Here is a 12216-nt window from a genome sequence, read left to right on the forward strand (position 1 = left end):
GGGCGCACTTCGAGCCCGGAGCGCACCTCAGGTGCACATCACCGGGCGGTCGGTCCAGCGTGTGCGCCGACGCCGCGTTCGGGGCGCCGGAGTGCGGCGTGCGCGCACACCCTCGCCCCGCCGTCCCGCGCGGGGAGGCCGGGAGTACCCGCTAGACCGCCGTCGCGGTGACGAAGGTGCAGACGCCGTCGCCGGAGGTGGCGCGCTGGCGGACGCCCAGCAGCCACAGCAGCGCCATCTCCACGCGGTAGGCGATCCGCATCGGCCCCGTGTAGAGGGTGTCGCCGGCGGTGGTGACCTCCACCGAGCCGAAGCCCGCCCGCTGCACGTGCCGGGTGAGCATCCAGTCCGGCAGCAGGGTGATGTGGCCGGGGGAGTCGTAGTGCCGCGGCCCGAAGATGTACGGGGCGCCGCGCAGCAGGGTCAGCAGCCGCGAGTGCGGGTGCGTGACGTTCGGCGTGCTGACCAGCAGCCGCCCGCCGGGCCGCAGCAGCGCGCGGATGGAGCGCAGCACCTGCCGCGGGTTCTCCACGTGCTCCAGGGTCTCCACGCAGACGACCAGGTCGAACGGGCCGCGGGTGTCGTCGGTCCACTCGGGGTCGTCGAGGTCGAGCCGGGCGATCCAGTCGTGCGGCGGGTCGAGGTCGGTGGGGACGACGTCGATGCCGGCGTCGCGCAGCCGCAGGGCCAGCGCCCCGCAGCCCGAGCCGACCTCGAGCACCCGGCCGCCGTCGGGCAGCGCGGCGCGCACCTGCGCGGCGGCGTACTCGTGCACCCCGGGCGCGGCGTGGATGCCGTGCCCGCGGTAGGTGCGGACCGCTTCGGTCCGCCGGCCGTCGCGGTGCTGGAGGTCGGTCACCGGAACAGCCTGTCAGTCCCGCCTCCGGCCCGCCGGAGGGCGGCGGTTCAGGCGGGCGCGCCGTGGTGGACGACGCGGCCCTTGCCGGCGCGCTTGGCGGCGTACATGGCGGCGTCGGCGCGGGCCATGAGCTCGTCGGCGCCGACGGCGGCGTCGCCCGGGCCGAGCGCGACCACGCCGGTGCTGGCACCCACCGGCCGCAGCGTGCCGGCGACGGTGAACGGCAGCGCCATCGCGGCCGCCACCCGGGCGGCGGCCTCGCCGGCGTCGCCGCCGTCCTCGAGCACCACGGCGAACTCGTCGCCGCCGAGGCGGGCCACGGTGTCGCCGGCGCGCAGCGAGCCCGTCAGCCGGCCGGCCACCCCCTGCAGCAGCTCGTCGCCGGCCGCGTGCCCGAGGGTGTCGTTGACCGCCTTGAAGTCGTCGAGGTCGAGGAAGACGACGGCGACCGGCCGCATGTCGCGGGCGTGCAGCGCGAGGGCGTGCTCGAGCCGGTCGAGGAACAGCGCGCGGTTGGCCAGGCCGGTGAGCGGGTCGGAGAAGGCCAGCCGGCGCAGCTGCGCCTCGCGGGCGGCCAGGTCGTCGGCGAGCCGCACGTTCTCGCGCACCGTGCCGTACTGGCGGGCGAGCAGCGCGGCGATGACGACGGCGACGACGAGCTCCTCGCCCTGCGCCAGGGTCCCGCCGCCGAGCGTGCGGACCAGGGCGGCGCCGAGGGCCAGGGTGACGGGGGCGTAGGGGAGCAGCGACGCCGCGGCGCTGGTCCGGCGGGCGGCGTGGCCGGCGGGCGCGGCGCCCGCGGCGGTCGCCGGGCGGCACAGGCCCGCCACCGCGAGCAGCACGAAGGCCAGCGTCCAGCCGGCGTCGGCGGTGCCGCCGTCGTAGGCGCTGGTGGCGGCGAGGTAGGTGAAGGCGCTGTCGGCGACCGCCATCGCGGTGACGCCGGCGGCGACCAGGTTGAGCGGGCGGCGGTCGCCGGCGGTGCGGGTGACGAGCAGGACCGCCAGCACCACGAGGGCGACGTCGGCGACCGGGTAGGCGGCCAGCAGCAGGCGGGCGGCGACGTCGTGGCCGGTGTCCTCGCGCAGCACCGCGCCGAGCGCGGTCTGCCAGCTGACCAGGCCCACGGCGCCGGTGGTCATCACCGCGTCCAGGCAGCGCTGCCACCGCCCGGTGCGCCCGCCGCCGGCCGGGTGGACCGCCAGCGCCAGCACCGCGCACGCGGAGAAGCCGAGGAAGCCGACGTCGGCCAGCGACGGGAACGGCGACTCCCCGCGGGCGGCGAGCACCGTCCAGTACGCCTGCCCCGCCGACCACGACCCGCAGGCCGCGGCCAGCAGCCACCAGGCCGTGCGCATCCGCAGGCCGGCCGACGCGGCGGCGTGCCGGGCGGTGGCTCCCGCGGCGGCGGCCGCGGCCAGCGCCTGGGTGAGGTCGGAGACCAGCGTCGCGGCGGAGGAGGGCAGCACGGCGGTCGCGAGCACGCCCGCCGCGCAGACGGCGACGAGCAGCGCCCCCAGGTGCCGGGGGGCCGGGCGGGGCGGGGCCATACCGCGCTCCTCTCGGTCGACGGCGGTCTCCTCCTGTCATCGGCGCGCGGCGGCGCCGGGGAGATGACCCGTCGGGGTGAGGGAGCGCGCGGCTCAGCGTGCGGCGAGCGCCGCCGTCTGCTCCGCGCAGAGCTCGGCCAGCGCCTGGGGCGCCGACCGGCACAGCCGCGGGAAGGCGAGGAAGCCGTGCGGCATGCCCACGTACTCAGTGTGCCGCACCGGCACCCCGGCCGCGCGCAGCACCGCGGTGTAGCGGGCGCCGTCGTCGCGGATCGGGTCGTGCTCGGTCACCTGCACCAGCGCCGGGGGCAGGCCCGTGTGGTCCGGGGCGAACAGCGGGGAGGCGTAGGGGTCGGTGGGGTCCTGGCCGCCCAGGTAGTGGTCGCGGAAGGCGAGGCAGTCGGCCTTGGTCAGCACCGGCGCGGAGGCGTTCTCGTCGATCGATGGGCTGCTCATCGTCAGGTCGACCGAGGGGTAGACCAGCCCCTGGTGGGCGATCCGCGGACCCGAGCGGTCCCGCGCCATGAGGCAGACGACGGCGGCCAGGTTGCCGCCCGCGCTGTCGCCCATGACCGCCACCCGCTCCGGGTCGGCGCCGAACTCGGCCGCCCGCGCGACGACGTCGACCAGCGCGGCGTAGCAGTCCTCGGCCGCCGCGGGCCAGCGGTGCCCGGGCGCGAGCCGGTAGTCGACCGACACGACGACGGCGCCGACCGCGGCGGCCACGTTGCTGCACAGCCAGTCGGCGGAGTCGAGGTTGCCGAGCGTCCACCCGCCGCCGTGGAAGTTGACGACCAGCGGCAGCGGGCCGTCGCCGCGCCCGGGCCGGTAGGTGCGCACCGGCACCTCCCCGGCCGCGCCGCGCGCCGTGCCGTCGGTGAGCCGCACGCCGCGGGCCACCCCGCCGAGCAGCGCGTCGGTGACGGGGTTGTGCGGGATCCGCTGCGCCTGCGCCCGGCGGATCCGCTCCTCGTCCATCGACGAGACCGACATCCGGCCCAGCAGCCGGCCCAGCACCCGCACCCGCAGGTCCATCCGTGCCACGCGCTCCTCCTCGGTTCCGGTGGGGTCGGGCCCCGCGACTCAGCCCTCGGCGTACCAGGCGAACCCGTGGCCGGGCACCACGACCCGGCCGTCGGCCACCGGCAGCACGCCGTCGCTGCCGTGCACCTGGGTGAAGGTGCCCAGGCCGGTGACCGTGTCGGCGTCGACGGACGCGGGGCCCGCGGCCACGTTGGCCACCCCGACGAACGTGCCGTGCCGCGGGTGCCGGCGGCGCCACACCAGGACGGCGTCGCTGCCGGCGTCCAGGGGCTCGGCGCCGACGTCGCCGGTCAGGGACGGCAGCGACCGGCGGGCCGCACCCAGCTCGCGCAGCGCGGCGCACACCCGACCCTCCACGGTGGCGGGGTCGGCGGCCCGTGCGGCGGCGGCCCAGTCCAGGGGCGGCCGGTGCATCCAGCGGTTGTCCGGGGCGAGCTCCGGGTCGGCGAGGTAGCCGGCGTCGTTGCGCTGGGCGAGCTCGTCGCCGGAGAACAGCAGGGGGATGCCACCGAAGCCGTAGGCGACCGCGTGCAGCAGCACGAACCGGCGGACGGCGGCGTCCAGTGCCGCGTCGTCGCCGGCCTCGAGGGCGGCCTCGACGCCGCACAGCGAGGCGGTGGTGCCGGAGATCCGGGCGTCGCCGGTCGCCTCGTTCTCCTGGAACAGCGCGCCGCGGGCGAACGAGCCGGGGAAGCGGCCGGCGTAGAAGTCGTTGAGGAACCGGCGGTGCGCGAAGCCGTCCAGGCCGACCGCCGCGGCGTCGGTGTCGGTGACCGCCCAGCCGATGTCGTCGTGCCCGCGCACGTAGGTGCACCAGGTGGTCGTGCGGGGGATCGGCCGCATCCCGCCCAGCGACTGCCGCGCCAGCCGCACGTCGCCGGTGGCCAGGCTGCTCCAGAGCAGCACCATGAGCTGGTTGTGGTAGGCCAGCTCGCACTCGGGCCGCTCGCGCTCGTGGGCGCCGAGGTACCGCACCAGGTCGTCGGGCGCGACGATCGCCTCGGCCTTGAACACCACGCCCGGCGCGGCCAGCCGGGTGAGCGCGTGCAGCACCTGGAGCAGCAGGTGCGCCTCGGGCTGGTTCTGGCAGTCGGTGCCCCGCCGCTTCCACATGAACGGGACGGCGTCCATCCGGAAGACGTCGACGCCGCGGTTGGCCAGCCAGGTGATCTCGCCGAGCACCGCGAGCGCGACCTCGGGGTTCGCGTAGTCGAGGTCCCACTGGTAGGGCCAGAACGTCGTCCACACCCAGCCGCCGGCACCGCCGAGCGCCTCCGGCACCCAGGTGAACGAGCCCGGCGCCCGGTCGGGGAAGACCTCGGGGATCGTCGCGTCCCACGCGTCGGGCTCCGCCCGGTCGGGGTAGGCGGTGTAGAAGCCGGCGTACGCCGGGTCGCCTGCCAGCCAGCCGCGCGCCCACGGGTGCTCGCGGGCGGTGTGGTTGAGCACCAGGTCGATGCACAGGCTCATCCCGCGCCCGTGCAGCGCGGCGGCGACCGCCTCGAGGTCGGCCATCGTGCCCAGCCGCGGGTCGACGGCGCGGTAGTCGGCCACCGCATAGCCGCCGTCGTTCTCGCCCTCGCGCGGGCGCAGCAGCGGCATGAGGTGCAGGTAGGTGGTGCCGAGGTCCTGCAGGTGGTCCAGCCGGGCGGGCAGCTCGCGCAGCGTGCCGCAGAACCGGTCGACGTAGCAGACGTAGCCCTGCACGCCGGGGGACTGGAACCAGCCGGGGTCGATCTCGCGGCGCCGGTCGATCCGCCGCAGCGGCGCGGGCCGCTCGGCGGCGGCGGCCAGGGCGGTCCGCAGCCCGCGGGCGAGGACGTCGCCGGCGCGGTCGCCGTACAGCCCGGTCAGAGCGGCGGTGAGGTCGGGCAGGGCGAGCCCGACCCGGGTGAGGAAGGCGTCGGCCTCCTCCGCGCCGAGCGCGGTGGCCACCTCCCCGGCGAACCCCACCGGCAGCCTGCTGTCCTCCGCGCCCCCGCTCACGTGTCCTCCGTAGCGCGTCCCGGGCCCACCCGCACCCGGGCGAGCGCCTCGTCGGCGAGCCGGGCGAACTCCTCCGCGGGCGACGCCGGGTCCCAGGTGCGGAACGCCGCCCCGAGCGCCGCGCCGGCCGCGGCGGCCAGCAGCCGCGGGCCGAGCTCGTCGCCGGGCAGCCGCCGGGCGGCCCACGCCTCCAGTGCCGCCTGCACGTGCCGGTGCACCTCGACCGGGTAGTCGCCGAGCTCGCCGGAGCCGGCCACCCGGCGGTAGACGCGCAGCGCGTCGTGCGGGCCCCAGCGGACGAACACCGCGCAGATGCCGCGCAGGTCGGTCCACACGTCGCCGGTGTCCGGCGCCTCGGCGGTCAGCCGCTCCAGCCGCTGCGCGAGCTCCGGGTCGGGGTCGAACAGCGCGGCGGCCTTGGTGGGGAAGTAGTTGAAGAAGGTCCGCCGCGACGTGCCGGCCGCCGCCGCGACGTCGTCGACGCTCACCGCCGCGAAGCCGCGCTCGGCCACCAGCCGCAGCGTGGCCTCGCGCAGCGCCCGCCACGTCTCCAGCCGGGTGGGGTGGCGGGCCTGGGTCACGGCCCCGACCCTAGGGCCTTGCACTGAGTGCAAGCGATCCCTAGCGTGACGCGCGGCACACGGCCGAGCGGAGGAGACGACATGGCGGGACGGGTCGAGGGCAAGGTGGCGCTGGTGACCGGCGCGGCGCGCGGGCAGGGGCGGGCGCACGCCGTCCGGCTCGCCGCCGAGGGCGCCGACGTCGTGGTGGTCGACGTCTGCGGGCCGCTGCCCGACGTCAGCTACCCCTCGGCCACCGAGGAGGACCTGGCCGAGACGGTGCGCCAGGTGGAGGCCCACGACCGGCGGGCGGTGTCGGCGGTCGTCGACGTCCGCGACCTCGACGGGCTGCGCGCGGCCGCCGACCGGGGCGTGGCCGAGCTCGGCCGGCTCGACGTCGTCGTCGCCAACGCCGGCATCTGCAGCCCCCGCGCGTGGGACCAGGTCGGCGCGGAGGTCTTCGCCAACACCCTCGACGTCAACGTGACCGGCGTCTGGAACACCGTGATGGCCACCGCGCCGCACCTCGTCGCGGCCGGCGGCGGCTCGATCGTGCTGGTCAGCTCCGCGGCGGGCCTCAAGGTGCAGCCGTTCATGGTCCACTACACGACCAGCAAGTGGGCCGTCCGCGGGATGGCCAAGGCCTTCGCCACCGAGCTCGCGCAGCACGCGATCCGGGTCAACAGCCTGCACCCGACCGGCGTCGCGACGCCGATGGGCGAGGGCGACATGCAGGCGACGCTGGGCGCCGCGATGGCCGGCGACCCCAGACTGGCGCCCATGTTCAGCAACCTGCTGCCGGTGCAGATCACGCAGCCCGAGGACGTCGCCGACGTCGTCCTGTTCCTCGCCTCCGACGAGTCCCGGTACGTGACGGCGCACGAGATGGCCGTCGACGCCGGCGTCTCGGAGTTCTGAGGTGGGCTCCCCGGGCAGCCGGGCGCTGGTCCTCGGCGGCGGCGGGATCGCCGGCATCGCGTGGGAGCTCGGGCTGCTGTCCGGGCTGGCCGCGGCCGGCGTCGACGTCCGCGACGCCGACACCGTGGTGGGCACCTCGGCCGGCTCGATCGTGGGCACGCTGGTGCGCACCGGCGCCGACCTGGAGGAGGCCTACGCCGCGCAGCTCGGCCCGGTGCCGGCCACCGAGCGGGCCGTCGACTTCGACGGCGCCGGGTTCTTCGCCGCGATGGCCGAGGCCCTGGCCGGCGTCTCCTCCCAGCAGGAGGCGCGGGCCCGGATCGGCGCGCTGGCACTGCGGGCGCAGACGATGGCCGAGTCCGAGCGGCTCGCGGTCATCGGCGGGCGGATCGGGTCGCCGGGGTGGCCCGCCGCGCGCCTGGTGGTCACCGCGATCGACACCGCCGACGGGGAGTTCCTCGCCGTCGACAGCGGCACCGGCTTCGACCTGCTGCCGGCCGTCGCCGCGTCCTGCGCGGTGCCCGGGGTGTACCCGCCGATCACGATCGGCGACCGGCGGTTCATGGACGGCGGCCTGCGCTCGCCCACGAACGCCGACCTCGCGGCCGGGCACGACCGGGTGCTCGTCGTCGCGCCGATGGGCGGCTTCCCCGGCAGCCCGCTCGGGCCCTCGCTCGACGAGGAGCTGGCCACGCTGCGCCGCGAGGGGCAGGCGCACCTGGTGCTCGCCGACGAGGCGGCGCTGGCGGCGTTCGGGTCGAACCCCCTTGACCCGGCCACCCGGGAGCCCGCCGCCCGCGCCGGTCGTGCGCAGGCCGGGCGCGTCGCCGCGGAGGTCGCCGCCGTCTGGGGCTGAGGCCTCATCCCTCCGGGGAGCTGGGGCCTCACCCCTCCGGGGAGGGCGTCGCCGGACCGGCTCCAGCACCCGCCCGTCCCGCCGATCACCAGGATGCCCGGCCGGCCCGGGCGACCTGGTCCCGGACGGCGGATGCCGTCCCCGGAGGAGAGGAGGTGGCGGCGTGACGGCAGCGACGGCGGCACCCGGCGCCCCCACCTACAGCGCCACCGCGGTCGACGCGACGGCGCTCCTCGTCGTCGACGCCGTCGGCGGCGGGGCGCTGCCCGTCAGCTGGGCCAACGAGGGCGCCGCCCGCCTGCTCGGTGCGCGCGCCGCCGACCTCCGCGGTCACGACCTGCGCTCCTTCCTCCCCGGCGTGGCGCCCGACGTGCTGCACGCGCTGCTGCACTCCGGCCGCACCGCGCAGCTCACCGCCCCGGTGCGGCGGGCGACCGGCGAGCACGTCGAGGCGGTCGTCGTCGCCATGCCCGAGCCCACCGGCACCCGCTGGACCCTCCGCGTCATCTCCACCGCCGACGAGCTCGAGCGGGCGCTGCGCGCCACCGCCGACGCCCACGAGCGGCGCTTCGCCGCGGTCACCGAGCGCTCGCCGGTGCCGCTGCTGCTCAGCGAGCAGGGCATGCGGCTCACCCACGTCAACGAGGCCATGTGCGCGCTGGTCGGCGCACGGGCCGAGCAGCTGCTCGGCGTCGGCTGGCTGGACTTCCTGCACCCCGACGACCTCGACGACGTCGTCGACCAGGTCGCCGGCGTGCTCGAGGGCGCCGACGGCGTCACCTCGATGCGCGTGGTGCGCGCCGACGGGGACGTGCGGACGGCGGTGCTGCGGCTGTCGCACGTGACCACCCCCGGCGTGGGCGCCGGCTTCGTCGCCACGCTCGAGGACGTCACCGAGCGGATGGCGTTCGAGGCGCGCCTGGCCCACCAGGCCAACCACGACCCGCTGACCGGCCTGCCCAACCGCACGTTGCTCAGCGGCTGGATCGCGGAGCACTTCGAGCCCGGGGCCGGCGGCCTGGCGTGCCTGTTCCTCGACCTCGACGACTTCAAGGTGGTCAACGACTCCCTCGGCCACGCCGCGGGCGACGTCCTGCTCGTCGAGGTGGCCGACCGGCTGCGCGCCGCCGTCCGGCCCGGCGACCTCGTGGCCCGCTTCGGCGGCGACGAGTTCGTCGTCGTCGCGACGTCGGTGGACGAGGCCGAGGCGGTGCTGCTCGCCGAGCGGCTGGTGGCGGCCGTGGCGCTGCCGGTGCGGCTCAGCGGCGTGGAGGTGCGGCCCACCACCAGCGTCGGGGTCACCGTGCAGACCGGCGCGCACGTCACCGCCGAGGACCTCGTCCGCGACTGCGACATCGCCATGTACCAGGCCAAGGCCGGCGGCAAGGGCCGGGTGGCCGTGCTCGACGAGCGCGCCCGGGTGGCCGCGCGCGAGCGGCTGGCGCTGGTCGCCGACCTGCGCGACGCCATCTCCGGCGGCGGCATCGCGGTGTGGTTCCAGCCCATCCTCTCCGCCGCGGACGGGCGCCCCAGCGGCGTCGAGTCGCTGGCGCGGTGGATGCACCCGGAGCGCGGCGCCGTCAGCCCCGAGGAGTTCGTGCCGCTCGCGGAGTCCAGCGGGCTCATCGGGCCGCTCGGCCTGCACGTGCTCGACGAGACCTGCCGCCAGCTGGCCGCGTGGGACGCCGAGCTGGGCGACGCCGCCCCGCGGCGCGCCAACGTCAACGTGTCCGCGCTGCAGCTCGACGCTTCGCTGCCCGGCCGCGTCGCCGCGGCCCTGGCCCGGCACGGGCTCACCCCCGGGCGGCTGTCGATCGAGCTCACCGAGTCGGCGCTCATGACCGACCCGGCCGCGGCCCGGGAGGTCCTGCAGCAGCTGCGCGACCTCGGCGTCCACCTCGCGATCGACGACTTCGGCACCGGCTACTCGTCGCTGGCCTACCTGCGGCACCTGCCGGTCGACTGCCTCAAGGTCGACCGCTCCTTCGTCGCCGAGCTCACCACCGGCGGCGACGCGATCGCCGCGGCGGTCATCGGCCTCGCCCGGACGCTGGGGCTGAGCACGGTCGCCGAGGGGGTCGAGACGCACGACCAGGCGGGGGAGCTCGCCCGGCTCGGCGTCACCCACCTGCAGGGCTTCCTGCACGCCCGCCCCATGGCCGGCACCGACTGCGCCGCCTGGTTCGCCGCCCGACGGGAGACGCCGTGACCGTCCTCGACCCCCCGGTCCCGCTCGACGCCGACCGGCTGCTGGCCCGCATCGACACGCTCGCCGCCAGCCGGCCCGTGGCCGCCCAGCTGGTCGCCATGACCAGCGCCGAGGACGCTGGGGCCCGCGACCTCGCCCGCGTGCTCGCCGCTGACGTGGCGCTGGCCGGCCGGGTGATGAAGCTGGCCAACTCCGCCTACTTCGGCATGTGCGGCCGGGTGACCTCGCTGCAGTTCGCCGTCACCGTCGTCGGCCTCATGACCGTCCGGACGATGGCGACCGTCGCCCTCACCGACCTCGGCGACGAGTCCGCGCTGCCGGAGGACTTCTGGCTGACCGGCACCCACGTCGCCCAGGCGGCGGCCGCGCTCGCGCCGCGCTTCGGCGAGCGCCCGCCCGACGCCCTGTGCCTGGGCATGCTGTCCCAGATCGGGGCCGCGCTGCTGCACCACGAGGACCCGGAGGGCCGTCCCGCGCTCGTGGCCGGGGCGGAGGACGCGCCCGCCCGCCGGCTGGCCGAGACCCGGCGCTACGGCATGCACGCCGAGCGGCTGAGCGCCGTCGCGCTGCGGCACTGGGGGTTCCCGCCGCGGATGGTGACCGCGCTGGAGAGCGCCGACGACCTCACCGCCCCCGAGGGCGCCCTGCTGCGGGTCGCCGCCGAGGTGGCCGCCCGGCTCTCGGGCCGGCCGCACCGGCCGGTACCGGTCGGGCGGCTGTGCGGCGGGCTGCTGGAGGAGGAGCCGCTGACCCTGGTCGTCGACCGGGTGCGGGCCGAGGCCGAGGAGCTGCGGCTGGCCCTGCTGGGCTGACCCGGCCCGGTCAGAGCACGCGGACGGCGAGCACGGCGACGTCGTCGTCGGTGCGGTCGGGCAGGACCCGGGTGAGCAGCCGGTCGCACAGCGCGTCCGCCGGCAGCCGGGACAGCCCCGCCAGCGCCTCGGCGACCGCGGCCAGGCCCTCGTCGATGTCCCGCCGGCCGACCTCCACCAGCCCGTCGGTGACCAGCACCAGCGTCTCGCCGGGCTCCAGCACCACCTCGTGGTCGCGGCGGGTACCCGGCTCGTCGGCGCCGAGCAGCCGCTCGGGCGGCGTGGCCAGCATCCGCACCCCGCCGGCGGCGTCGAGCACCAGCGGCGGCAGGTGGCCGGCCGACGACCAGCGCAGCACCCGGCGCGGTGCGGCGCCGTCGGGCGGCAGCAGGTGGGCGACCAGCGCGGTGGCCAGCGTGCCCACGTGCAGGCCGGCGAGCACCCGGTCGACCCGGTCGAGGGTGCCGGCGGGGCCGTCGGGGGAGTCGTAGGCCAGCGTCCGCACGGCGCTGCGCAGCTGCGCCATCGCCGCGGCCGCCTCCACCCCGTGGCCGACGACGTCACCGATGACGAGCACCGTGGCGCCGTCGGGGCGGCCGAAGGCGTCGTACCAGTCGCCGCCGACGAGGTCCTGGGACACCGCGGCCCGGTAGCGGACGGCGAGCTCCAGCCCGGCGGGCTGCGGCGGCGGGGTGAGCAGGCTGTGCTGCAGCGTCTCGGCCACCCGCAGCTGCCGGCCGAACAGGCGGGCGTTGTCCAGCGCGAGCCCGCCGCGGCGGGCCACCTCGACGGCGAGCGCGACGTCGTCCGGCCCCGCCGGCGGGCGGTCCCCGCACCGCACGAGGGAGAGGACGCCGAAGCCGGAGCCGCGGGCCTGCAGCGGGACGAACAGGCTCGAGCGCGGGTCCAGCCGGTCCCAGGCAGCGCGCACCGGGCCCTCCGGCAGCGACTCCGGGCCGAGGTCGGGCTCGAGCGCGGTGAGGTGGACCGGCTCGCCGGACAGCAGCGCCGAGGCCAGCGCGGACTGGTCGCGCGGAGCGGTGACCCGCCCGGCGAGGTAGGTGTCGACGGCGTCGAGCAGGCCGGGGTCGCGGTGCGCCCGGGCCGAGCTGCCGGGGGCGCCGTCGCCGGCGAGGAGCGTGACGGTGGCCCAGTCGGCCAGCCGCGGCACCACCAGGCGGGCGAGCTGGTCGGCGGCGGTGCCGGTGTCCAGGCTCTGGGTGAGGCACTCGGTGACCTCGGCCAGGTAGCGCAAGCGGTCGCGCTCGACGCCGGCCGCGCCGTCGTCGGTCGGTTCCCTCACCCCGGCTCCGTCCCGGCCCGCGGTCCCCGCACGTGCCGGGTACGGAGGGTACGGCAGCCCGCACCGACCGGAACGAGATCGTGCCCCGCGCCGTCCCCCGGGCCACACTGGACGCGGAC

General features: G+C 77.3%; 10 protein-coding genes. 4 read left to right on the plus strand and 6 right to left on the minus strand.

What is annotated here, in order from left to right; translation table 11 throughout:
• Window positions 1–151: 151 nt before the first annotated feature.
• The 5 genes from WA616_RS17205 to WA616_RS17225 all read right to left on the minus strand — a co-directional run bounded on the left by WA616_RS17205 (window position 152) and on the right by WA616_RS17225 (window position 6020).
• Complete coding sequence (locus WA616_RS17205) at window positions 152–859, minus strand: class I SAM-dependent methyltransferase (RefSeq protein ID WP_336031734.1); 708 nt, start codon at window positions 857–859, stop codon at window positions 152–154.
• Window positions 860–906: 47 nt separating this feature from the next.
• Window positions 907–2409, minus strand: coding sequence for a GGDEF domain-containing protein (locus WA616_RS17210; protein WP_336031736.1), 1503 nt, complete (start codon window positions 2407–2409; stop codon window positions 907–909).
• A gap of 93 nt (window positions 2410–2502) precedes the next feature.
• Window positions 2503–3444, minus strand: a complete 942-nt coding sequence (locus tag WA616_RS17215; protein ID WP_336031921.1) for an alpha/beta hydrolase — start codon at window positions 3442–3444, stop codon at window positions 2503–2505.
• 48 nt (window positions 3445–3492) lie between these two features.
• Window positions 3493–5439, minus strand: coding sequence for an alpha-amylase family protein (locus WA616_RS17220; protein ID WP_336031737.1), 1947 nt, complete (start codon window positions 5437–5439; stop codon window positions 3493–3495).
• Entirely contained in the window at window positions 5436–6020 is a 585-nt protein-coding gene (locus WA616_RS17225; protein WP_336031739.1) for a TetR family transcriptional regulator, read from the minus strand. Before WA616_RS17225 ends, WA616_RS17220 begins: the two co-directional genes overlap by 4 nt.
• Before the next feature lie 81 nt (window positions 6021–6101).
• On the opposite strand from WA616_RS17225, the gene WA616_RS17230 reads away from it, so the two are divergent.
• The 4 genes from WA616_RS17230 (at window position 6102) to WA616_RS17245 (ending at window position 10794) form a co-directional block, all read left to right on the plus strand.
• Window positions 6102–6917, plus strand: a complete 816-nt coding sequence (locus tag WA616_RS17230) for a mycofactocin-coupled SDR family oxidoreductase (RefSeq protein WP_073419238.1) — start codon at window positions 6102–6104, stop codon at window positions 6915–6917.
• A gap of 1 nt (window position 6918) precedes the next feature.
• Complete coding sequence (locus tag WA616_RS17235) at window positions 6919–7773, plus strand: patatin-like phospholipase family protein (protein WP_336031741.1); 855 nt, start codon at window positions 6919–6921, stop codon at window positions 7771–7773.
• Window positions 7774–7936: 163 nt separating this feature from the next.
• Entirely contained in the window at window positions 7937–9982 is a 2046-nt protein-coding gene (locus WA616_RS17240) for a putative bifunctional diguanylate cyclase/phosphodiesterase (RefSeq protein WP_336031742.1), read from the plus strand.
• Window positions 9979–10794: an HDOD domain-containing protein gene (locus tag WA616_RS17245; protein ID WP_336031743.1), complete on the plus strand. Its 816-nt coding sequence runs from the start codon at window positions 9979–9981 to the stop codon at window positions 10792–10794. Before WA616_RS17240 ends, WA616_RS17245 begins: the two co-directional genes overlap by 4 nt.
• Before the next feature lie 10 nt (window positions 10795–10804).
• On the opposite strand, the gene WA616_RS17250 is transcribed toward WA616_RS17245, so the two are convergent.
• Complete coding sequence (locus tag WA616_RS17250) at window positions 10805–12097, minus strand: PP2C family protein-serine/threonine phosphatase (protein WP_336031745.1); 1293 nt, start codon at window positions 12095–12097, stop codon at window positions 10805–10807.
• Between the last annotated feature and the right edge of the window lie 119 nt (window positions 12098–12216).

Source organism: Geodermatophilus sp. FMUSA9-8 (assembly GCF_037034165.1).
Taxonomy (GTDB): Bacteria; Actinomycetota; Actinomycetes; order Mycobacteriales; family Geodermatophilaceae; genus Geodermatophilus; species Geodermatophilus nigrescens.